This is a genomic window from Mediterraneibacter sp. ICN-202921 (assembly GCF_037890075.1).
Taxonomy (GTDB): domain Bacteria; phylum Bacillota; class Clostridia; order Lachnospirales; family Lachnospiraceae; genus Mediterraneibacter; species Mediterraneibacter massiliensis.
In genome coordinates this window covers 25,635-48,705 of record NZ_JBBKBE010000009.1, presented here as the reverse complement: position 1 = coordinate 48,705, position 23,071 = coordinate 25,635, and the positions used below count along the sequence as shown (strand labels likewise).

Genomic DNA, 23,071 nt, shown 5'->3' with positions numbered 1-23,071 from the left:
AATACAATTTACAGATTCCGGGTATTCTTTTTAATGATATATCTGATCTGTTTCGTAAATGGCTTCACAAGTAAGCTGTACACCCAGCTTTTTGAAAATTTTGATGTCTACATCAGAGATCATGACAGAAGTATGCGCCTGACATCCGTTTAATTTTGGCAGTTGTCTGAGCGCCAGTCTGGCATCCTCGTTTAAAGCAGCACTGGTGGACAGGGCGATCAGAACTTCATCTGTATGGAGTCTTGGATTTTTGCTTTTTAGATAGTCTACCTTTAGCTTTTGAATAGGCTCGATGGATTCCGGCGAAATAATATGGAGCTCATGATCCAAGCCGGCAAGTTCTTTTAATACATTGAGCAATAGTGCCGCGGAGGCGCCCAGGAGATTAGTCGTCTTGCCGGTAATGATCCTGCCGTCATCTAATTCCATTGCAGCGGCAGGACCGGCAGTTTCTTTTGCGCGGTTCAAAGCAGCGCCTACCACTTTGCGGTCCTGTGTGCCGGTACCGGCTTGATTCATCAAAAGTTCAATTTTCTGTGCTTCTTCTTCCGTACTGTTTCCTTTCAGTAAGGAGTTAAGAGAGGCATAGTAACGGCGGATGATCTCCTGGCAGGAGGCTTTCCGGCAGACAGCGTCGTCGCAGATGCAGTTTCCTGCCATGTTGACGCCCATATCAGTCGGTGATTTATAAGGACTTTTTCCATAAATTTTTTCAAACATGGTATTTAATACCGGAAAGATCTCTACATCTCGGTTATAATTAACGGTTGTCTCTCCGTAAGCTTCCAGATGGAACGGATCGATCATGTTGACGTCATTCAAATCTGCAGTTGCCGCCTCATAGGCCAGATTTACCGGATGCTTAAGTGGAAGGTTCCATACAGGAAAAGTCTCAAATTTGGCATAACCGGCATGGATCCCCTGTTTGTGTTCGTGATAGAGCTGAGAAAGGCAAGTGGCCATTTTACCGCTTCCGGGTCCGGGAGCAGTTACAATGACGAGCGGACGAGTCGTCTGGATATAGTCATTTTTTCCATACCCGTCCTCGCTGACGATGAGCGGTATATTGGACGGATACCCGCTTATATTATAATGAAGGTAAACATGGATTCCAAGATTTTCCAGATGGTTTTTAAAGAGGACGGCGCCGTCCTGTCCGGAAAACTGTGTGATGACCACACTGCTCACATACAGTCCTTGTTCTTTGTAAGAGTCCATCAGGCGCAAAACATCGGAATCGTAGGTAATCCCAAGATCTCCGCGCATTTTGTTTTTATCGATGTCTTTTGCGCTGATCACGATGATGATCTCTGCCTGATCGCTTAATTGCTTTAAAAGGCGCAGTTTGCTGTCCGGAGCAAAACCAGGAAGCACACGGGCAGCGTGATAATCATCAAAAAGCTTTCCACCGAATTCCAGATATAGTTTGTTGTCAAACTGGTCGATCCGCTGACGGATATGTTCAGACTGCATCTGCAGGTATTTTTCATTATCAAAACCGATTTTCATTTTTTTATTCCCCAATCCATGACATATTTCCTAACCAGTATACTATAAAATGATGTGGTTTTACAATATTTTCATAATCTTTTTGTTGATTTATAGACAGCCTGTCTTTATAATGATAATAGTGTTGCAGTGCAGGAACAGAGGCTGTTCCTTCCTGCACGATTTGTAATTAGGAGGCATACGATGGATAATCAGAATAATCATAAAGATCCCAAGAATAACCGGCAGGGTTGGGGCGTTATTCTCGTCACGACACTGCTGGTCACTTTTATAGTAATGGGTCTGTATTCGCTGATGAAGGATAACAATCCAGAAGAGATCAGTTACGATAAATTTTTGGAACTGGTAGATGACAAAAAAGTAGAGGAAGTTATGATTGATACTTCCAAAATCTATATTACGCTGAAAGAAGACGCAAAAACAGAGAGCAGACAAAGCGGCAATACGGCAGAGGATCTGGTTGGTCAGTTGGAAGAAAGTGTAAAGGGAAATGGGACAAAACAGAAAGAACCGGATTATTATACAGGAGCGGTAAATGATGAAAGTCTGACAGAACGTCTGGAGAAAGCTGGAGTAAAATTCAGCGCCAAGATTCCGGACACACTTTCCTCCATGCTGTTTGAACTTTTTATTACTTTAGTACTGCCGATCTTGATGGTAGTTGTTCTTTTTAACTTTGTGATGCGCCGCGTGTCCAAAGGCGGCGGCATGATGGGGATTGGCAAGAGCAACGCCAAAGTATACGTGGAGAAAGAGACCGGCGTGACGTTCCAGGATGTGGCTGGACAGGATGAGGCAAAGGAATCTCTGCAGGAAGTCGTAGATTTCCTGCATAATCCAGGAAAATATACCGGCATAGGGGCTAAACTTCCAAAGGGGGCATTGTTGGTAGGGCCTCCCGGAACAGGTAAGACACTGTTGGCAAAGGCAGTGGCAGGAGAGGCAAAAGTACCGTTCTTTTCTTTGTCAGGTTCTGCATTTGTGGAAATGTACGTGGGTGTAGGAGCTTCCCGTGTGCGTGATCTGTTTAAACAGGCACAGCAGATGGCACCATGCATTGTATTTATAGACGAGATCGACGCGATCGGAAAAACAAGAGATACCATGATGGGCGGAAACGACGAAAGAGAACAGACGTTGAATCAGCTTTTGGCAGAGATGGATGGCTTTGATACCAACAAGGGACTGCTTCTTTTGGCTGCGACAAATCGTCCGGAAGTTCTAGATCCGGCGCTTTTGCGTCCGGGACGTTTTGACAGACGTATCATCGTGGATAAACCAGATCTGAAGGGCCGGATTGACGTATTGAAGGTACACGCAAAGGATGTAAAGATGGATGAGACAGTGGATCTGGAAGCAATCGCTCTTGCTACATCCGGCGCTGTTGGTTCTGATCTGGCAAATATGATCAATGAAGCGGCGATCAATGCGGTGAAGAACGGCAGACAGGTAGTAAGCCAGAAGGATCTTTTTGAAGCAGTAGAAGTCGTTCTGGTCGGAAAAGAAAAGAAAGACCGTATTATGAGCAAGGAAGAACGGCGTATCGTTTCTTATCATGAGGTCGGACACGCGCTTGTGACGGCATTGCAGAAGAATACAGAACCGGTGCAGAAAATTACGATCGTACCAAGGACAATGGGAGCGCTTGGCTATGTAATGCAGACGCCGGAGGAAGAAAAGTTCCTTAATACGAAGAAAGAACTGGAAGCCATGTTGGTTGTGGCTCTGGGCGGACGTGCTGCGGAAGAAATCGTATTTGATACGGTGACGACAGGGGCGTCCAATGATATTGAGAAAGCGACGAAGATTGCCCGGGCAATGATCACCCAGTATGGTATGTCGGAAAAGTTTGGGCTGATTGGCCTGGAATCTATCCAGAACCGTTACCTAGATGGCAGACCGGTTTTAAACTGCGGAGATGCTACTGCAGCGGAGATAGATGCAGAAGTTATGAAAATATTGAAAGCTGCATATGAGGAAGCAAAACGTTTGTTGAGAGACAATAGGGAGGCACTGGATAAAATCTCGGATTTCTTGATAGAAAAAGAGACTATCACCGGAAAAGAATTTATGGAGATCTTCCGTCAAGTGCAGGGAATCGACGAATCGGAAGAGAAGCAGGAAGAGACAGGAGAACAAAAAGAGAGAGAGCAGGAAGGCAGGATCACTATGAAGCCTGCGGAGGCCGAGGAATAGAAAGCAATCAAGATCGGCACGACGGAAACATTTATGTTAAAATACCCTTAGCTGTGGAAACGCAGCTGGGGGTATTTTTTACCCGAAGGATTAGGATTGTACGCATGGGATATACGCGATATAATAAAACAGTATGAAGGAGCATGGTAGGAAATATGGAAAATACAAATTTTAACATTGAAGAAGAATTAAAAAAACTGCCGGGAAAACCAGGCGTCTATATCATGCATGATGAAAAGGACGAGATTATCTATGTGGGGAAGGCAATCAGTCTGAAGAACCGTGTCCGTCAATACTTTCAGAGCAGTCGGAATAAGGGTGTAAAGATCGAACAGATGGTGACACATATCAGCAGATTTGAATATATAGTGACAGATTCTGAGTTGGAGGCTCTTGTATTAGAATGCAATCTGATCAAAGAATACCGTCCGAAGTATAATACGATGCTGATGGATGATAAGGCGTACCCTTTTATCAAGGTAACGGTAAATGAGGCATATCCTCGTGTCATGCTGGCAAGAAGGATGCAGAAGGATAAAGCTCGGTACTTTGGACCGTATACAAGCGCACAGGCGGTAAGAGATACGCTGGATTTGCTCCACAGGCTGTATCATGTGCGGAGCTGTAATCGAAATCTGCCAAGGGACACAGGAAAGGAGCGTCCTTGTCTCAATTATCATATCAAACAGTGCGACGCACCTTGCCAGGGATATATTTCCCAGGAAAAATACGGGGAAGCTATCAGTGAAGTCATTCATTTTTTAAATGGAAATTATGAGAGTGTGTTAAAAGAATTGGAAGAAAAAATGAACACGGCATCAGAAGAATTGGAGTTTGAAAAAGCAATCGAGTACAGAGAATTGATAAATAGTATAAAGAAAGTTTCCCAGAAACAAAAAATCACGGACAGCAGCGGGGAGGACAGAGATATTCTTGCTGTGGCTACAGAAGAAGGAGACGCAGTGGTACAGGTGTTTTTTGTCCGAGGCGGGCGGCTGATCGGAAGAGAGCACTTTTATCTGCGTATTTCAAAGGGAGAGGAACACAGAAGTATATTGGACAGCTTTATCAAACAGTATTATGCAGGGACGCCATTTATCCCAGGGGAACTAATGCTGCCGGAAGAAATAGAGGATAAGGAACTGATAGAAGAGTGGCTAAGCAAAAAGAGAGGACAAAAGCTGGTTATCCGTGTTCCAAAGAAGGGGTCAAAAGAAAAGCTGGTGGAATTGGCGGCAAACAATGCAAGACTTGTTTTGGATAAAGATAAGGAAAGATTAAAGCGTGAAGAAGGAAGAACGATTGGCGCTGTAAAAGAAATCGCGGCATGGCTGGGGCTGGATAAAATACGCCGGATGGAGGCATTTGATATATCAAATACGAATGGATTTGAGTCGGTGGGGTCCATGATCGTCTACGAAAGGGGAAAACCCAAGCGTAATGACTATAGGAAGTTCAAGATCAAAGGGATACAGGGAGCAGATGATTATGGAAGCATGCGTGAGGTGTTGACCCGCAGATTTATGCATGGACTGCAAGAAAAAAAAGAGGACATAGAGCTAGGAAAATTTACCGTATTTCCAGATCTGATATTGATGGATGGAGGTAAAGGACAAGTCAATATCGCGCTGGAAGTTCTGGAAAAACTGAATCTTACGATTCCTGTCTGCGGAATGGTAAAAGATGATCACCACAGAACGCGCGGGCTGTATTATCAGAATAAAGAAATTCCGATAGATAGATCTTCCGAAGGTTTTAAATTGATCACCAGGATCCAGGACGAAGCGCATCGGTTCGCAATTGAGTATCACCGGCAGTTAAGAGGAAAAGGGCAGGTACACTCTATATTGGATGATATTGAAGGGATCGGACCGGCAAGAAGGAAGGCTCTCATCCGTCATTATATGAGTCTGGATGCCATTCGGGCGGCCGAAAAAGAAGAACTTGCCTCTGTTCCGTCCATGAATGAAAAAGCCGCTGAATCCGTATACAATTTTTTTCACAAATGATATAATAAAAACATAATGGCGCATAAAATTGGAACAGCAGAAAGGAGAGAGTTATGGGACAAGGAATTAAGTTAAGTGAGATAGCCGAAAAAATGGATCTGAAAAATCTGACACCAGATGTGAGCTTGGCAGATAAAGAGGTACATGTACCGGATATTAACAGACCGGCTCTGCAGCTTGCAGGGTATTTTGATCATTTTGATTCGGATCGTGTGCAGATAATCGGATATGTGGAATATACATATTTACAGACATTGACACAAGAAGAAAAAAACAAGATCTATGATGAACTGCTTTCTCATCAGATCCCATGTATTGTATTCAGCAGGAATCTTGAGCCGGACGGGGAGCTTTTGAAAAAAGCGGAAAAAGCAGATACACCGATCCTGACAACATCTAAGCAGACATCAGATTTTATGGCGGAGATCATCCGCTGGATGAATGTAAAACTTGCGCCGTGCATTTCCATACATGGTGTTCTGGTTGATGTATATGGCGTAGGTGTTTTGATCATGGGAGAAAGTGGAATCGGAAAGAGTGAGGCTGCTCTAGAACTGATCAAGAGAGGACATCGTCTTGTCACAGATGACGTGGTGGAAATACGTAAGGTGAGCGATGATACATTAGTTGGCTCTGCGCCAGATATCACAAGACACTTTATTGAACTGCGCGGGATCGGGATCGTAGATGTAAAATCTATGTTTGGTGTACAAAGTGTCCGCGAAACACAGAATATCGATCTAGTCATTACGCTTGAAGACTGGAGCAGGGAGAAAGAGTATGACCGCCTAGGATTAGAAGAAAATTATACAGAATTTCTTGGGAATCGGGTCGTATGTCATAGTATCCCGATACGTCCGGGGCGTAATCTCGCGATCATTGTAGAATCTGCCGCGGTCAATCATAGACAGAAACAGATGGGATATAATGCGGCACAGGAATTATATAAGCGTGTGCAGGAAAATCTGGCAAAGAAAAGATAGGATAAGGATAGGGGACAGACATGAAGTATTGTTTTGGAGTTGATATTGGAGGAACAACAGTAAAACTAGGACTTTTGGGAGCAGAAGGGGATATCATCGACAAGTGGGAGATCATATCCCATACGGACAATGAAGGAGCAGCTGTACTGCCGGATATAGCGGATGCAATCGAAAAGAAACTTGCAGAGCATCACATAGAAAAAGAGAATGTGATCGGGATCGGTGTAGGAGTGCCTGCTCCGGTGACGGAAGACGGTATTGTAAATGGAAGTGTAAATCTAGGATGGAAGTACAAAGAAGTCAGAAAAGAACTGGAAGCATTGACGGGATTGAAAGTAAAAGTAGGAAATGACGCAAATGTAGCTGCGCTGGGCGAGATGTGGAAAGGCGGCGGCAGCGGAGAAAAAAATATGGTGATGGTGACGCTTGGAACCGGCGTGGGCGGCGGTGTGATCATCAATGGAAAAGTCCTCACCGGTGCACACGGGGCAGGAGGGGAGATTGGTCATATCTGTGTGAATTACAGTGAGACAGAAACCTGTGGATGCGGAAAACGAGGATGTCTGGAACAGTATGCTTCTGCAACGGGTATCGTGCGTCTGGCAAAACAAAAGTTAAAGAGCACGGATAAACAAACTCTATTGAAAGAGGAAAAAGTGACTGCCAAAGATGTATTTGACGCCGTCAAAGAAGGGGATGAAGTGGCAAAGGAAATCGCAATCGCGTTTGGTGAATATTTAGGATGTGGTCTGGCGAATCTGGCAGCAGTTACAGATCCTTCTGTTATCGTATTGGGCGGAGGAGTATCAAAAGCGGGAGATGTACTGCTTTCTTTTATAGAAAAGCCTTATAAGGAACATGCTTTTTTTGCTAATAAAGAGGTGCGGTTTGTTTTGGCGACGCTAGGAAATGACGCAGGCATCTGCGGCGCTGCAAAACTGATCATAGACGAGGTGTGCTGATAGAAACAGAAGAATACTATAGCAGCAATAAGTCCCTCACGGTTCATGTATATTGCCGGGAGGGACTTATTTTGTTCTGTGTCTTATAGCAGGAAACTATTGACCGGTATTGCCGCCGCCAGTGCCGCCGGTTTCACCACCGCCAGTGCCGCCGCCGGTACCACCACCAGTACCGCCATCGCCGCCGCCAGTACCGCCGCCATCACCGCCGCCAGTACCGCCGCCATCACCGCCGCCAGTACCGCCGCCATCACCGCCGCCAGTACCGCCGCCATCGCCGCCGCCATCGCCGCCGCCAGTACCGCCGCCATCGGTATCGCCACCGTCGGTACCGCCATTATTGGTATTTTCATTGTCAGTATCATCCGTGTCGGAGGTATCTTTGTCCTTATCTTTATCCTTATCCTTGTCTTTATCTTTATCTTCTTCATCTTTATGCCCGGAACAACTCTGCGTTGGAACAGTGCCGACAGCAAAATATTCTGTCAGGGCTGGGCATCCATCTACTGCCAAAAGTCCGGTTTTTGTACAGATCGTTTTCTGCTCTACAGAGGACGGCATTGTAAAATCTTTGTATTCCAGTCCTTCATGAACACGATCCATGATGTTTTTCCATAGAGTCTCATGCCAAACCTGACTGATGCCATCCATTGGTTTATTTTCGTCATATCCGCCCCATACAGAACAAGTGTAGTATGGAGTGAAAGCAGAAAGCCAGAGGTCAGTACTGTTCTCTGTTGTACCTGTCTTGCCGGCTGCCGGCATGCTGTTCAGCCTTGCCGCTGTACCAGTGCCCTTTTCAATAACATCCCGCATTGCGCTGGTTAAAAGTGCTGCGGTGGAGTCTTTGAGTACCTGGTGTGTGTCAGGTGTTGTATTGTCTAATAAAACATTCCCGTCATGATCAAGTACCTGCGTATACAGGATTGGTTTTGTATATACACCGCCATTTGCGATCGAAGCGTATGCAGCAGTCATTTCGATATTATATACACCTCTTGTGATACCACCCAGAGCAGTTGCCTGCGCAACGTCTGTCATACCAGGGAAATTTTCATTATTTCCATCTACCAGAGTCGTAAAGCCAAAGTCCAGCAGTTTATCATAACCGGTTTGTTCACCGATCGCAGTCAACGTCTCTACAGCACAGACATTGATGGAATGTTCGATAGAGTAGCGGACTGTGGACTGACCAGGATACTGATTGTCCCAGTTGTTGGCTTTGTTGCCGTCTTTATAGGTAAAAGGTCCCTTATTGTCGATCATGGTTGCAAGAGTATAACCTGCGCTGTCGATCGCGGGAGCATAGGTGGAAAGCACCTTGAAACAGGAACCAGGCTGTCTGGGCGAATCAGTGGCACGGTTGAGAGAAAGACTGGCTGTTTTTTCTCCGCGCCCGCCAACGATTGCTTTTACTTCTCCGGTATATTGATCCATCAAAACGACAGAAGCCTGCGGCTGTGGGGAAATATCGATCCGTTCGTCCACGGTATCCTCCTCCGTGATATTCAAAGTGCCTTTATATTCCGCGATTGCGCTGTGTACTTCCTCTTCAGAATAAAAGACAAGCGGATATTCACGTCCCCAGGCAGAGGCGATATAGTCTCCCAGCATTTCTTTACTGTAATTCTCCACTGTACCATCCGCCCGGTTGATCGTCAGAGCATAATCAAGACCATATTCCCATACACCGAGATAGTCGCCTACATTTGCGACCTCCTCATCACAGATTTGTTGTATAGTAGGATCTTGCGTCGCCGTGATCGTCAGGCCTCCGCTGTATAATGCGTTGTGTGCCTGTGTCTCGGTAAAACCTTTGCGTTCCATCAGATCCTGGATGACCTGTTCTGCCAGAGAGTCAGAAAAATAGGAATAGGGGGTGGCGTCGGAAGCAGGAGCAGTCTGCAAAACCCGATCATATACCGGATCTGCAAGGGCTTCATCATACTCGGCCTGTGTGATATATTTTTGTTTCAGCATCTTATTTAGAACTTCTTCCCGGCGTTTTGCATTATTCTCTGGATTTATAACTGGATCATAGTAGGTTGGATTCTGTGTGATACCGGCGATCATAGCGGATTCAGAGAGTGTCAATTCAGAAGCATCTTTGTTAAAGTAGCGTTTGGATGCAGCCTGGACACCTAGACAACTCTGACCTAGATTGATCGTGTTCATATAAGATTCCAGTATTTCATCTTTACTCATTTGTTTTTCGATTTCGACCGCAAGATACTGTTCCTGCAGTTTTCTTTCCAGACGGTCATAAAATGTCTTTTCATCCGTGAAATTAGGGAAAACATTATTTTTAATAAGCTGTTGTGTCAGCGTACTTGCCCCCTGTGAAAAATCACCGCCGGAAGTGACGCCGATAACGGCAGCTCTTAAAATACCTTGTAGATCTATCCCATTATGTTCATAAAAACGCTCGTCCTCGATAGCGACAAAAGCGTTTGCCAGATATTCCGGAACCTCGTCGATCGTTTTATAGACACGGTTAGAACCGGATTCTTTAAATTGTTCCAGCTCAGTGCCGTCTTTGGCATATACAAAGGTAGTATATCCCTGCGGTTTGATATTCGCAGGTGTAACCTTTGGCGCATTGTCTATGATCTTCTTTGCAAAGAAAGCAGTTCCGGCTACTCCGATCATACCGATCAGAAGCAGGCAGATGACGACAGCTTTAAATACCCGGACGCCGACCCGTTTCTTTTTCATTTTCTTCTTAGAAGAGATATTTTTCTTTCTCTTGGAAAGATTCTCTTTTCCGTAATTCATGAATCAAATCCTCCTTATATCTGCTCGAAAGCGATAAAACACAGACAGAGGTATCTGTCTGCGCCGATTTAGCCGCCGAAAATGATCCGGCACAAAAGAATCACTCTTATGATTATAGCAAATTTACATATCTAAATAAAGAAAAAAATAAATTCTTCACATTTCTAAGGAAATCTTAAGAAATTCTTGTAGTTTTTCAGGAGTCTGGTATAGTGTTAGTAGCAGGAAAGAAAAGAGGGCAATAGTTTGGAAAAGTATCAGACAGTATATCAAGGAGCTTCTGCGGAAATTGTCGAGAAAAAGTCCCGTTTTATCGCAGAGGTATTTCCGGTATCCTCGGAGGAAGAGGCGGCAGAGATCCTGGAAGAGGTAAAAAAGCAGTACTGGGATGCGAGACATCACTGCTGGGCATATGTAATTGGAGATACACAGGCAGCAGAGCGCTGCAGCGATGATGGAGAACCGAGCGGCACTGCCGGGAAGCCGATCCTGGAAGTCATCAGAGGACAAAAACTGTCCAATGTTCTGGTCGTGGTGACAAGGTATTTTGGGGGCACACTGCTTGGAACAGGCGGTTTGGTGCGTGCATATTCTTCTGCGTGTAAAGAGGCGCTTGCTTCTAGTACGATTATTACCAAAATAGAAGGGTTTAAACTGAAAATAAAGACAGATTATACAGGGCTTGGCAAGATCCAGTATATTTTGGGACAAAGAGGCATACCTGTCATAGAAACGGTGTATGCTGAACGGGTAGAATTATATGCACTGACAGCAAAAGAGGAAGAAAGGGTTGTATGCGCGGGGCTAATAGAAGGAACGAACGGAAAAGTACAGATCGAAAAAGTAGGTATATGTTGGTTTGCGAAAATAGAAGGAGAAATAAAGATACTTAAGGAATATTGAAAGAGAACGGGGGCGCTGCGCTATAGGTGAATGTTCATCTATGGAGCAGCGCCCCTCTATTTGGAACATATCACTTCTGATATGCTCTTTTTCTGTGTTGTTTATGCAAATTCAGGTTCGATCAGTCCAAAGGAACCGTCCTTACGTTTATATACAACATTGACTTCATCTGTCTCGGCATTGGAGAATACAAAGAAACTATGTCCCAATAACTCCATCTGTATACATGCATCTTCTGGATACATTGGCTTGATACCAAAACGTTTTGTTCTTACGATGCGTATCTCGTCGTCCTCCACGGAATCTTCTTCCGATTCAAAGAACTCCTTTTTAAAGTTGTTTCCTGCAGAAGAAGCGGTAGGATGTCCTTGACTTTTAGCAACCAGTTTGTTTTTGTATTTGCGCAGCTGGCGTTCAATGATTTCCTCTACAAGATCAATAGATACATACATATCATTGCTTGTCTGTTCAGAACGGATGATATTTCCTTTTACCGGAATCGTGACTTCAATCTTCTGCCGTTCTTTTTCTACACTGAGAGTTACAATGATTTCTGTTTCAGGAGTGAAATACCTTTCAAGTTTTCCTAATTTTTGTTCGATGACTTCCTTGAGTCCGGGAGTCACTTCAATGTTTTTACCACTGATAATAAAATTCATGCTGCTCAACTCCTTTTGTTCATATTATACAAGCAGAAAGAAAAAACTGTTTGTATTATGTAGATATTATAGCATGAAACCTGACTAATGTATAGAACGAATCACTTCGATCCGCGTGATTTTTCCATCTGTCATTTTGGCGACACGGAGACCGAAATCAGAGAAATAGGTACATGCACCAATTCCTAATTCAGTCTCATCCTCTTTTAATTTTTTTGTGATAACATCCAAAAGCGTCTCGTCATTTTCATAGGGGATATTGACATGGATCAGACGATTAATATGACGGACTTTCTGGGTGGCACGAAATATAGTCTTTTCTGATTCATCAAAAACTACAAAGAGGAATTTTCTCGTTGCAAATAAAATAGCGATGGCAATCACCCCGAGCAAACTGTTGACAGGAGAAGAATGGTCGATGATAATCTGACGGGCGATAGCAAAAAGCAGGACTTCAAAAACAGTCATAGGAGTATGCAGATACAGCATACGTATCATTTCTACTCCGATGATCAGATTAAAGCATACCGTAAGAAGATCCTCATAATTGGGATATGTGCTGAAATCGGTCAGATGATTAAAAGAGGCAAGAACCTGAAAAATCATAATGATAATGCCGCCAGCCAGCAATGCCGCGATGATATATTCCAAAACAGTAGTCAGATGTTTGAGAAATGCTTTGGCGTATTTTTTCATAAGAACCTCCTTTGCAGTTCTGTTCTATTTCAAATTGCTGCGCTTACGCAGTCTGGAATCTAATATTTTCTTGCGGATCCGCAAAGATTCCGGAGTGACTTCCAACAATTCGTCTGTATCGATAAAATCCAGCGCTTGTTCAAGACTTAGGATTTTCGGCGGAGTCAGGCGCAAGGCTTCATCGGCACTGGAAGATCGAGTATTTGTCAGGTGTTTGGTCTTGCAGACATTGAGCTCGATATCCTCAGCTTTGCCATTTTGTCCGATGACCATGCCGGCATATACTTTTTCTCCGGGACCTATAAATAATGTACCACGTTCCTGAGCACTGTACAATCCATAAGTGACAGATTCTCCTGCTTCAAAAGCAATGAGGGATCCTTGTTTGCGATACTGGATGTCGCCTTTGTAGGGGGCATATCCATCATAGACAGTGTTTAAGATACCATTTCCCTTTGTGTCGGTCATGAATTCTCCACGATATCCGATGAGACCACGTGCAGGGATGGAGAATTCTAGACGGGTATAGCCGCCGTTTGAGGTTCCCATATTCCGGAGTTCTCCCTTGCGTTGGCTTAATTTGTCTATGATAGTGCCGGTGAATTCCTCCGGGACATCTACATAAGCAAGTTCCATGGGTTCCAGTTTTTTTCCGTTTTTATCGGTTTTATATAGTACTTCCGCTTTGCTGACTGCAAATTCATAGCCTTCTCGACGCATATTTTCGATCAGGACAGAAAGATGCAGTTCTCCGCGTCCGGATACCTTGAAACTATCTGCGTTTTCTGTCTCTTCTACACGGAGGCTTACATCCGTGTTAAGCTCGCGGAACAGGCGGTCACGTATATGGCGGGAGGTGACATATTTTCCCTCTTGTCCGGCGAATGGACTGTCATTGACAATAAACTGCATAGAGATCGTAGGTTCCGATATTTTTTGGAAAGGAATTGCTTGGGGATTCTCAGGTGAACAAAGAGTATCTCCTATAGCAATGTCAGAAATACCGGATATGGCGACAATGGAACCGACGGATGCCTCTTTTACTTCTATTTTATTTAGCCCGTCGAATTCATATAGTTTGCTGATCTTCACTTTTTCTTGCTTATCTGGATCATGATGGTTGACAAGAAGCAGTTCTTGATTGACAGCAATGGTGCCGTTATCTACTTTGCCTACACCGATACGGCCCACATATTCATTATAGTCGATGGTACTGATCAATGTCTGAGTAGGCGCGTCTGGATCTCCTTCAGGAGCCGGGATATAATCGAGGATCGTTTCGAATAGAGGCTTCATGTCCTTCTCATCATCTGTTAAGTCAAGTACAGCGACACCGGATTTGGCTGAAGCGTAGACAAAAGGACAGTCTAACTGTTCATCGGAAGCATCCAGATCCATGAATAGTTCCAGGACTTCATCGATCACTTCGTCCGGACGGGCTTCTGGGCGGTCGATCTTGTTGATACAGACGATGACCGGAAGATCTAATTCGAGCGCTTTGCGCAGCACGAATTTTGTCTGCGGCATTGCTCCTTCAAATGCGTCGACAACCAGAACGACACCGTTTACCATTTTTAAGACACGTTCCACTTCACCGCCAAAATCGGCATGCCCGGGTGTATCGATGATGTTGATCTTTACGCCGTTGTAAAATACGGCGGTATTTTTGGACAGGATTGTGATTCCGCGTTCCCGTTCGATATCGTTGGAATCCATAACGCGTTCTGCCACTTCCTGGTTTTCACGAAAAACTCCGCTTTGTTTAAGTAATTCGTCGACCAGCGTTGTCTTGCCATGATCTACATGGGCGATGATTGCAATATTTCTAATATCTTCACGTTTTGTTTTCATACTTAACACTCTTTCTTTTCAAGGAATTATGGTTTATTTTTATAACTGTTTTATTCTATCATAAAATAAAAAATTTACAAGGGGATAAAAAGAGAGGCTTTTTTTGTCGAAGGGTTTTTAACAGTATCGGTTCTAAACGGGAAATTTGATTCATAGACTTAGTATTGACTCAAAAATACCAAACAGAGGAAGGGAGAACTACAAATTATGTCAGATAAGATTATTGAGAACAATCAGGTAACGATCATGGGTGAGGTGGCTTCTACATTTACATACAGCCACGAAGTTTTTGGAGAAGGATTTTATATGGTGGATGTTTTAGTCAGGAGATTGAGTAATTCCGATGACCGTATTCCACTTATGGTCTCGGAACGACTGATCGATGTGACCCAGGATTACAGAGGTTCTTTTATCATGGTTTCCGGACAGTTCCGCTCCTATAATCGTCATGAGGAACAGAAAAACCGTCTGGTATTATCTGTATTCGTAAGAGAGATCGAATTTATTGAAGAGGAACCCGATGGCGCAAAGACAAATTATATTCTTTTGGAAGGGTATATCTGCAAGAAACCGGTTTATAGGAAAACGCCGCTTGGAAGAGAAATCGCAGATCTGCTGCTTGCAGTGAACCGACCATATGGAAAATCAGATTATATACCTTGTATCTGCTGGGGAAGAAATGCGAGATATGCGTCGAATTTTGAAGTGGGAGAACATGTGCAGGTACTCGGAAGGATACAGAGCAGGGAGTATGTAAAAAAATTATCCGAAACAGAGACAGAAGTAAGGACGGCATATGAGGTGTCTGTTAGCAAGCTGGAATGTTTGAACGAAGAAGGATAGAGTATAGAGCTATTTGTGAAAAGGATATCAATGTTGAGGAACGGACTCAAATGTGGTATCCTTTTTTTGATAGTACGGATGAATGCAACTAGTGGAACACGAGGAGGAATATAATATGGTTAAAATCATTATGCATGGCTGTAACGGAAAAATGGGACGGATGATCACGGAAATTATAAAAAATGATGAGTGTGCAGCAATCGTAGCAGGAGTAGACACATATACAGAGACTGCAAATGAATACCCTGTATTTGATGATATCCGATCCTGCAATATAGAGGCGGATGTAGTCATAGATTTTTCTAACGCAAAGGCGGTGGACGCCTTGCTAGATTACTGTGTGGAGAAAAATATGCCGGTGGTATTATGTACGACCGGACTTTCAGAAGAACAGTCAGAAAAGGTGAAGAGAATATCTGAAAAAATTGCAGTTTTAAAATCTGCGAATATGTCTATGGGGATCAATCTTTTATTAAAGCTTTTAAAAGAGGCAGCACAGGTACTTTCTCCAGCAGGATATGATATAGAATTGGTGGAAAAGCATCATAATCAAAAACTGGATGCTCCCAGCGGCACTGCTTTGGCGATGGCGGACGCGATAAATGAAGCACTTGACAACACGTGTACATATGTCTATGACAGAAGTCAGGTACGCAAAAAACGAGAGAAGAAAGAAATCGGGATCTCTGCTGTGAGAGCAGGGACGATCGTAGGAGAGCATGAAGTACTCTTTGCCGGAACCGACGAAGTGATCGAGTTTAAACATACGGCATATTCACGGAGTGTGTTTGCGAAAGGCGCTGTGGAGGCCGCGAAGTATTTAAAAGGAAAAGACAGAGGCATGTATGATATGGGAGATGTGATCGCATTTTAGCGAACTTTGGAAGATGAGGAGGAAGAACTCATGAAAGAACTGGAGATGAAATATCTGGAGCGGCTGTCAGATCTGTATCCTACGATCGCGGCAGCATCCACGGAAATCATCAATCTGCAGGCGATTTTAAACCTGCCGAAAGGAACAGAGCATTTTTTGACAGACATCCATGGAGAATATGAAGCGTTTGCGCATGTGTTAAAAAACGGTTCAGGCTCTGTCAGGAGAAAAATCGATGACGTATTTGGAAATACATTGAGTTCGAGAGATAAGCAGTCGCTTGCCACACTGATCTATTATCCGAAAGCCAAGATGGAACTGGTGAAAAAGACAGAGAGCAACATGGAAGACTGGTATAAGATCAATTTATATCGTCTGATCGAAGTAAGCAAACGCGCGGCGAGCAAATATACGCGTTCTAAAGTTCGAAAGGCTCTGCCGAAAGATTTTGCTTATGTAATCGAAGAACTGATCACGGAGAAGGTAGAGTTTAATGATAAAGAGTCTTATTATAATTCGATCATTACGACTATCATCCGTATTGGCAGGGCGGAAGAATTTATAGAAGCTATTTCCAGCTTGATCCAACGTCTGGTCGTGGATCATTTACATATAGTAGGCGATATATATGACAGAGGACCGGGACCGCATATTATCATGGACAAGCTGGTTGCCTATCATTCACTTGATATCCAATGGGGGAATCACGATGTACTGTGGATGGGAGCAGCGGCGGGGCAAAGAGGATGCATTGCCAACGTAATACGTATCTGCGCCCGTTATGGAAATCTGGACATTCTGGAGGATGGATATGGGATCAACCTTCTGCCGCTCGCTACGTTTGCGCTGCGGACGTATCACGATGATCCGTGTACTTGTTTCCGGTTAAAAGGTCCGGAAAAACCAAATAAGGCGGAGATGGAGATGGATCTGCGCATGCATAAGGCGATCTCTATTATCCAGTTCAAGGTAGAGGGACAGATTATCGCGCAGCAGAAAGCGTTTCATTTGGAAAAACGTGCGCTTCTAGATAAGATAGATTACGAAAAAGGGACGGTTGTATTGGAAGGAAAAGAATATGCCTTGTTGGATACGAATTTTCCTACGATAGACCCCAAAGATCCTTATGCTTTAAGCACAGAAGAAGAGGAAATCATGGAGCGGCTGGAGCAGGCTTTTATAGGCTGCGAAAAGCTGCAGGATCATATGCGCTTCCTTCTTACAAAAGGAGGACTATATAAAGTATATAATAATAATCTGCTGTACCATGGCTGTGTGCCTCTGAATGAGGATGGCAGTATGAAGGAAGTGGAATTGTTCGGAAAGAAATATAAAGGGAAAAAGCTTTATGATGTCCTAGACAGTTATATACGGAAAGGTTTCTTTGCTTTGGACGAAAAAGAACGGCAAAATGGCAGAGATGCTATGTGGTATATTTGGCTGCATCCTGATTCTCCTTTGTTCGGCAAAAATAAGATGGCGACATTTGAAAGATATTTTCTGGAAGAAAAAGAAACACATGTAGAAAAAAAGAATCCCTATTATTTCCTTTTGGAAAATGAACAGGTCATAGATGGGATCATGGAAGAGTTTGGGTTGGATCCTAAGACAGCGCATATCGTCAACGGACATGTTCCGGTAAAGAGAAAGGACGGAGAAAGTCCGATCAAATGCAGTGGCAAGGTGATGGTCATTGACGGAGGATTTTCTAAGGCATACCAGAAAGAAACAGGAATCGCAGGCTACACGCTGATCTATAACTCCTATGGATTGCTGCTCGTGGCCCATGAACCGTTTGAGTCTACGGAGGCGGCAATCGAGAAAGAGAGCGATATCCATTCGGAAATGATGGTTGTCAAAAGAGTGTTGGAACGCCGTCTTGTAGGCGATACAGATATTGGAAAAGAATTAAAAGAACAGGTAAAGGATCTAGAATTGCTTCTGGCTGCGTATAGAAGCGGTAAAATTGTAGAAAAAATATAATGGGGATATAATGTATGAGTGAGAAAGCAGGACAGGAAATTACGATACCGGAAAATGTGGAGGCAACAGAACCTCTGAAAATCTATTTGAAAGAGATTGGACAGATTCCGCTTTTGTCAGAGGAAGAAGAACGGCTTCTGGGGCAGCGATGTGCCCAGGGAGATGAAGATGCGAAAAGAAAATTGGAGGAAGGTAATCTGCGCCTGGTCGTTTCTATTGCAAAGCATTACACGGGGAGAGGACTTTCCTTTCTGGATTTGATCCAGGAAGGAAATATAGGGCTCATGCGTGCTGTGGAAAAATATGATTCTACAAAAGAAAATAGATTTTCTACGTATGCTTCCTGGTGGATAAAAGAAGCAATCATGCGCGCGTTGGATGAACAGTCCCGGGAAATCCGCGTGCCCGTTCATGTGGCTGAAAATATGAAGAAGGTACAGAAGGTGAGAAAAGAACTTCAGCAGGAACTTGGACGTGAGCCTAGTGCGGCAGAGATCGCAGAAAAGCTGGGGGATAAGACAGAAGAATATGTAAAAGAGCTTATGACATATCTGCAGGCTCCGGTTTCGCTGGAAACACCGGTGGGAGAAGATGGAGATACGAACTTATCTGACTTGGTGGAAGATACGGCAGAGCATACGCCTGAGGAAGCAATGGATCTTTTGGTACAGAAGGAAGAAGTAGAAGAACTTTTGAGCCTGTTGAGCGAAAGAGAGCAAAAGGTCATAAAGATGCGTTTTGGACTGGAAGGCGGAAAAATCTATACTTTAGAAGAAGTAGGACAAGAACTTTGTGTGACCAGAGAGCGTGCACGGCAGATTGAGGCACACGCTATGGAAAAGCTCCGCAAAGGCGCAAAATAAAAAATTTCTCTCTCTATGTATAAACAAAGGATATTGTGCGGATATTAAAAAGGGATACAATATTTTATGGAAAGGGAGAGATTCTTATGAAAAGAATGAAGAAATTTCTGCTTCTGGCTCTCTGCGCGGGAGTGCTGAGTACAGCTACGGCATGCGGCAGTGAGAAAGACGCAGATAATGGCGCGGATCAGACAGAAGATACTGTGAATGATGCAACAACAGGAAAAGACAAAGAGGATAAATCTGACAAAGGAAACGGTATTGTCAATGATGCAGTAGATGATGTGACAGACGGTGTGGATGACGTGACAGAGGATATCACAGATGATGTAGACAAAGCCGCTGATGACATGACAGAAAACAATGGGGCAGATAAAAAAGCGGAAGAAAACAGATAGAAGGGGCATTCCCCTTCTATTTTTGTATGAAGGGAGTATAACCATACAGGAAAAAAGCAATGACGGTATGTAAGGACCATGCTATAATGTATACAGAACAAATGTGAAAGGAAGAAAGACATGAAGTTTAGACCATGTATTGATATACATAATGGAAAAGTAAAACAGATCGTGGGAGGCAGTTTAAGGGATGAAGGAAATCAGGCGGTAACGAATTTTTCAACAGAACAAAGTGCCGCATGGTATGCAAAGTTATATAAGAAAGACAACCTGAAAGGAGGACATATCATTCTGTTAAATTCCAGAGATTCTGCGTATTTTGAGGCTACAAGGCAGCAGGCGCTGTCGGCACTTTCTGTTTATCCGGGCGGCATGCAGATCGGAGGAGGAATCACAGAAGAAAATGCGGCCGATTATATAGAAGCAGGGGCGAGTCATGTGATCGTGACTTCTTATGTATTTTCAGGGGGGAAGTTCCATCAGGAGAATCTGGAAAAGCTGGTAAAAAGAATAGGGAAAGATCGTCTTGTATTAGACCTTAGCTGCAGGAAAAAAGGAGAAGAGTATTATATTGTGACAGATCGATGGCAAAAATTTACAGATGTAAAATTGTCAGAGAAAGTTTTGACAGATCTCTCCGGATTTTGTGATGAATTCTTGATCCATGCAGTAGATGTGGAAGGAAAAGCAGCCGGGTTTGACAGGAACCTGGTCAGAATCCTGAAAGAGAAAGTGCCCTGTCCGGTCACCTATGCCGGAGGGATCGGCAGGCTGGAGGAATTGAAAGAATTCGAGCGGGAAAGCGATGGGAAATTAGACTTTACGATCGGAAGCGCCCTGGATCTGTTTGGTGGGGACATCCCATATCGCACTATTGCAAACCTGTAAAGGAATTATGAACAAGTTATGAATTGGTTGAATTAGGTAATCGATAGTGATAAAATGGAGAATAGAGTAAATTTAGACAAGGAGTAAATTTCAGATTATGGGTTTAGTAGAGAAGATTTTCGGGACGCACAGTGAAAATGAATTAAAACGTATTTATCCTATCGTGGACCGGATTGAGGCACTTGAGCCGGATATGAAAACATTGTCCGATGCAGAACTGAGAGAAAAAACAAGAGAGTTTAAGCAGAGGCTGAAAAACGGAGAGACATTGGATGATATTCTGCCGGAAGCATATGCTGTTGTGCGGGAGGCAGCGGGCAGAGTATTGGGAATGAGGCATTACAGAGTACAGCTGATCGGTGGAATCATCCTGCATCAAGGGCGCATTGCAGAGATGAAGACCGGAGAAGGTAAGACCCTTGTATCTACCCTGCCGGCATATTTAAATGCACTGGAAGAAAAGGGCGTGCATATCGTTACGGTCAATGATTATCTGGCAAACCGTGACGCGCAGTGGATGGGGAAAGTACATGAATTCCTGGGACTGACCGTTGGTGTTGTATTAAATGGCATGGATAATGACGAGCGCCGTCAGGCATATAACTGCGATATTACTTATGTTACGAACAATGAGCTTGGCTTTGACTATTTGAGAGACAATATGGTGATCTATAAAGAGCAGCTTGTACAGAGAAGTCTTCATTTTGCTATTATAGACGAGGTGGATTCTGTTTTGATCGATGAGGCGAGAACACCTTTGATCATTTCAGGACAGAGCAGCAAATCAACGAAATTATATGAGGCCTGCGATATTCTGGCGCGCCAGTTGGAAAGAGGAGAAGCAAGCGGGGAATTTTCCAAGATGAACGCGATCATGGGCGAAGAGATCGAGGAAACCGGCGACTATATTGTCAATGAGAAGGAAAAAGCGATCAACCTGACAGAAGACGGTGTAAAAAAGGTAGAAAAGTTTTTCCACATTGAGAACCTTGCAGATCCGGAAAACCTGGAGATCCAACATAATATCATTCTTGCCTTACGTGCCCATAATCTGATGTTCAAAGATCAGGACTATGTTGTGACGAACGAAGGCGAGGTTATGATCGTAGATGAATTTACAGGCCGTATCATGCCGGGAAGAAGGTATTCGGACGGATTGCATCAGGCGATAGAGGCAAAGGAACATGTCAAGGTAAGGCGGGAAAGCAAGACACTGGCGACAATTACATTCCAGAATTTATTCAATAAATTTGACAAGAAAAGTGGTATGACAGGTACTGCGCTGACAGAGGAAAAGGAGTTCCGGGATATTTATGGTATGGATGTTATCGAAATCCCTACGAACATGCCTGTCCAGAGAAAGGACCTGGACGATGCTGTATTTAAGACGAAAGTGGAAAAATACAAGGCGGTTGTAGAAGCGGTCAAAGAAGCACATGCACTTGGCCAGCCGGTACTGGTCGGTACGATTACGATAGAAGTCTCTGAACTTTTGAGCAAAATGCTGAAAAAAGAAGGCATCAAACACAATGTGCTGAATGCTAAATATCATGAGTTGGAAGCCCAGATCGTAGCAGACGCAGGAATACATGGAGCTGTTACCATTGCGACTAACATGGCAGGGCGTGGTACAGATATCAAACTAGACGATGCGGCAAGAGAGGCAGGCGGACTGAAGATCATCGGTACAGAGAGACATGAATCTAGGCGTATTGACAATCAGTTAAGAGGACGTTCCGGTCGTCAGGGCGATCCGGGAGAATCCCGTTTTTATATATCACTGGAAGATGATCTGCTCAGATTGTTCGGTTCAGAGAAACTGATGGGTGTATTTAACGCGTTAGGTGTAGCAGATGGGGAGCAGATTGAGCATAAAATGCTTTCCGGAGCGATTGAAAAGGCACAGAAGAAAATAGAGAACAACAATTTTGGAATCCGTAAGAATCTGTTGGAATATGATCAGGTCATGAATGAACAAAGAGAGATCATTTACGGGGAGAGGCGCCGTGTGCTTGATGGAGAGAGCATGCGAGATACGATTTATAATATGATCACGGAGTATGCAGAAAATACAGCGGATCGGTTTGCTTCTTCTGAGGCAGATCCGGAAGACTGGGATCTGAAAGGACTGGAAATCGCTGTTCATGACATCATTCCACAGCTTGTGCTGCCTCCGGCAAAAGAACTTACGGCTATGCAGCAGAAGGAACTCAAACATCTTCTGAAAGAAAAAGCAGTGAAGGCGTACGAGGCAAAAGAGGCGGAATTCCCGGAAGCAGAGCAGATACGAGAGATAGAACGGGTCGTACTTTTAAAAGTGATCGATGCAAGATGGATGGCGCATATTGATGACATGGATCAGCTGCGTCAAGGAATAGGACTTCAGGCATATGGACAGAGAGATCCCCTTGTAGAATATAAGATGATGGGATATAATATGTTTGGCGAGATGACAGGCGCGATTGCAGAGACAACGATCCGCACGCTGTTCCATATCCGCGTTGAACAAAAGGTTGAGAGGGAGGAAGTTGCGAAAGTAACAGGCACGAATAAAGATGAAAGTTCTGTGCGGGCTCCTAAAAGAAGGGAAGAAAAGAAAATCTATCCGAATGATCCATGTCCATGCGGAAGCGGCAAAAAATATAAACAGTGCTGCGGCAGGAAGTAGAAAAACTTCTG

General features: G+C 43.9%; 17 protein-coding genes. 12 read left to right on the top strand and 5 right to left on the bottom strand.

All coding sequences use genetic code 11. The annotated features are described in order from the left end of the window. Positions 1–30: 30 nt before the first annotated feature. Positions 31–1,509: a DUF1846 domain-containing protein gene (locus WKT01_RS08800; RefSeq protein WP_340312084.1), complete on the bottom strand. Its 1,479-nt coding sequence runs from the start codon at positions 1,507–1,509 to the stop codon at positions 31–33. A 183-nt stretch (positions 1,510–1,692) separates the two neighbouring features. Between WKT01_RS08800 and ftsH the strand changes: the two genes are divergently transcribed. The 4 genes from ftsH to WKT01_RS08780 all read left to right on the top strand — a co-directional run bounded on the left by ftsH (position 1,693) and on the right by WKT01_RS08780 (position 7,659). Then, complete coding sequence (ftsH, locus tag WKT01_RS08795; RefSeq protein ID WP_282923956.1) at positions 1,693–3,705, top strand: ATP-dependent zinc metalloprotease FtsH; 2,013 nt, start codon at positions 1,693–1,695, stop codon at positions 3,703–3,705. A 155-nt stretch (positions 3,706–3,860) separates the two neighbouring features. Beyond that, a complete protein-coding gene (gene uvrC / locus WKT01_RS08790; protein WP_340312083.1) occupies positions 3,861–5,714 on the top strand; it encodes an excinuclease ABC subunit UvrC in 1,854 nt (617 codons plus the stop codon). A gap of 53 nt (positions 5,715–5,767) precedes the next feature. Beyond that, complete coding sequence (gene hprK / locus WKT01_RS08785) at positions 5,768–6,697, top strand: HPr(Ser) kinase/phosphatase (protein WP_059070054.1); 930 nt, start codon at positions 5,768–5,770, stop codon at positions 6,695–6,697. A 20-nt stretch (positions 6,698–6,717) separates the two neighbouring features. Beyond that, on the top strand, positions 6,718–7,659 hold the full coding sequence (locus WKT01_RS08780) for an ROK family glucokinase (protein WP_340312081.1): 942 nt from the start codon (positions 6,718–6,720) through the stop codon (positions 7,657–7,659). Between the two features lie 96 nt (positions 7,660–7,755). Here the strand turns inward: WKT01_RS08780 and WKT01_RS08775 are convergent, their stop codons facing one another. Continuing rightward, positions 7,756–10,434, bottom strand: a complete 2,679-nt coding sequence (locus tag WKT01_RS08775) for a transglycosylase domain-containing protein (protein ID WP_340312080.1) — start codon at positions 10,432–10,434, stop codon at positions 7,756–7,758. 246 nt (positions 10,435–10,680) lie between these two features. Here WKT01_RS08775 and WKT01_RS08770 point away from each other — a divergent pair, with 246 nt between their 5' ends. After that, a complete protein-coding gene (locus tag WKT01_RS08770) occupies positions 10,681–11,337 on the top strand; it encodes a YigZ family protein (RefSeq protein WP_340312078.1) in 657 nt (218 codons plus the stop codon). A gap of 101 nt (positions 11,338–11,438) precedes the next feature. On the opposite strand, the gene hpf is transcribed toward WKT01_RS08770, so the two are convergent. From hpf to typA, 3 genes are all read right to left on the bottom strand, one after another. Continuing rightward, the gene (gene hpf, locus WKT01_RS08765) at positions 11,439–11,996 is read right to left on the bottom strand and encodes a ribosome hibernation-promoting factor, HPF/YfiA family (RefSeq protein ID WP_059070048.1); all 558 of its coding nucleotides are present in this window, start codon (positions 11,994–11,996) and stop codon (positions 11,439–11,441) included. Positions 11,997–12,080: 84 nt separating this feature from the next. Continuing rightward, positions 12,081–12,692, bottom strand: coding sequence for a transporter (locus WKT01_RS08760; RefSeq protein WP_282923960.1), 612 nt, complete (start codon positions 12,690–12,692; stop codon positions 12,081–12,083). 24 nt (positions 12,693–12,716) lie between these two features. Next, positions 12,717–14,543, bottom strand: coding sequence for a translational GTPase TypA (typA, locus tag WKT01_RS08755; protein ID WP_340312076.1), 1,827 nt, complete (start codon positions 14,541–14,543; stop codon positions 12,717–12,719). Positions 14,544–14,750: 207 nt separating this feature from the next. Here typA and WKT01_RS08750 point away from each other — a divergent pair, with 207 nt between their 5' ends. The 7 genes from WKT01_RS08750 to secA all read left to right on the top strand — a co-directional run bounded on the left by WKT01_RS08750 (position 14,751) and on the right by secA (position 23,060). After that, complete coding sequence (locus tag WKT01_RS08750; protein WP_340312075.1) at positions 14,751–15,386, top strand: single-stranded DNA-binding protein; 636 nt, start codon at positions 14,751–14,753, stop codon at positions 15,384–15,386. A gap of 115 nt (positions 15,387–15,501) precedes the next feature. Then, positions 15,502–16,260 carry a 4-hydroxy-tetrahydrodipicolinate reductase gene (dapB, locus tag WKT01_RS08745; protein WP_059070039.1) on the top strand — a complete coding sequence of 253 codons (759 nt, stop codon included), beginning with the start codon at positions 15,502–15,504 and terminating at the stop codon, positions 16,258–16,260. Between the two features lie 30 nt (positions 16,261–16,290). Continuing rightward, the gene (locus WKT01_RS08740) at positions 16,291–18,243 is read left to right on the top strand and encodes a fructose-1,6-bisphosphatase (protein ID WP_340312073.1); all 1,953 of its coding nucleotides are present in this window, start codon (positions 16,291–16,293) and stop codon (positions 18,241–18,243) included. Between the two features lie 14 nt (positions 18,244–18,257). Continuing rightward, entirely contained in the window at positions 18,258–19,106 is an 849-nt protein-coding gene (locus WKT01_RS08735) for a sigma-70 family RNA polymerase sigma factor (protein ID WP_340312072.1), read from the top strand. A gap of 86 nt (positions 19,107–19,192) precedes the next feature. Beyond that, complete coding sequence (locus WKT01_RS08730; RefSeq protein WP_059070032.1) at positions 19,193–19,504, top strand: hypothetical protein; 312 nt, start codon at positions 19,193–19,195, stop codon at positions 19,502–19,504. A 120-nt stretch (positions 19,505–19,624) separates the two neighbouring features. Continuing rightward, a complete protein-coding gene (hisA, locus tag WKT01_RS08725) occupies positions 19,625–20,392 on the top strand; it encodes a phosphoribosylformimino-5-aminoimidazole carboxamide ribotide isomerase (RefSeq protein WP_340312069.1) in 768 nt (255 codons plus the stop codon). Between the two features lie 97 nt (positions 20,393–20,489). After that, on the top strand, positions 20,490–23,060 hold the full coding sequence (gene secA / locus WKT01_RS08720) for a preprotein translocase subunit SecA (RefSeq protein WP_340312067.1): 2,571 nt from the start codon (positions 20,490–20,492) through the stop codon (positions 23,058–23,060). Positions 23,061–23,071 lie beyond the last annotated feature (11 nt).

What these genes read in the sequence shown, in the direction of transcription:
- WKT01_RS08775 (WP_340312080.1), bottom strand. Translation starts at nt 10,434, where the DNA reads ATGAATTACGGAAAAGAGAATCTTTCCAAGAGAAAGAAAAATATCTCT.
- WKT01_RS08800 (WP_340312084.1), bottom strand. Translation starts at nt 1,509, where the DNA reads ATGAAAATCGGTTTTGATAATGAAAAATACCTGCAGATGCAGTCTGAA.
- WKT01_RS08735 (WP_340312072.1), top strand. Translation starts at nt 18,258, where the DNA reads ATGAGTGAGAAAGCAGGACAGGAAATTACGATACCGGAAAATGTGGAG.
- hisA (WP_340312069.1), top strand. Translation starts at nt 19,625, where the DNA reads ATGAAGTTTAGACCATGTATTGATATACATAATGGAAAAGTAAAACAG.
- typA (WP_340312076.1), bottom strand. Translation starts at nt 14,543, where the DNA reads ATGAAAACAAAACGTGAAGATATTAGAAATATTGCAATCATCGCCCAT.
- hprK (WP_059070054.1), top strand. Translation starts at nt 5,768, where the DNA reads ATGGGACAAGGAATTAAGTTAAGTGAGATAGCCGAAAAAATGGATCTG.
- WKT01_RS08740 (WP_340312073.1), top strand. Translation starts at nt 16,291, where the DNA reads ATGAAAGAACTGGAGATGAAATATCTGGAGCGGCTGTCAGATCTGTAT.
- hpf (WP_059070048.1), bottom strand. Translation starts at nt 11,996, where the DNA reads ATGAATTTTATTATCAGTGGTAAAAACATTGAAGTGACTCCCGGACTC.
- uvrC (WP_340312083.1), top strand. Translation starts at nt 3,861, where the DNA reads ATGGAAAATACAAATTTTAACATTGAAGAAGAATTAAAAAAACTGCCG.
- WKT01_RS08760 (WP_282923960.1), bottom strand. Translation starts at nt 12,692, where the DNA reads ATGAAAAAATACGCCAAAGCATTTCTCAAACATCTGACTACTGTTTTG.
- WKT01_RS08730 (WP_059070032.1), top strand. Translation starts at nt 19,193, where the DNA reads ATGAAAAGAATGAAGAAATTTCTGCTTCTGGCTCTCTGCGCGGGAGTG.
- WKT01_RS08780 (WP_340312081.1), top strand. Translation starts at nt 6,718, where the DNA reads ATGAAGTATTGTTTTGGAGTTGATATTGGAGGAACAACAGTAAAACTA.
- WKT01_RS08750 (WP_340312075.1), top strand. Translation starts at nt 14,751, where the DNA reads ATGTCAGATAAGATTATTGAGAACAATCAGGTAACGATCATGGGTGAG.
- secA (WP_340312067.1), top strand. Translation starts at nt 20,490, where the DNA reads ATGGGTTTAGTAGAGAAGATTTTCGGGACGCACAGTGAAAATGAATTA.
- ftsH (WP_282923956.1), top strand. Translation starts at nt 1,693, where the DNA reads ATGGATAATCAGAATAATCATAAAGATCCCAAGAATAACCGGCAGGGT.
- dapB (WP_059070039.1), top strand. Translation starts at nt 15,502, where the DNA reads ATGGTTAAAATCATTATGCATGGCTGTAACGGAAAAATGGGACGGATG.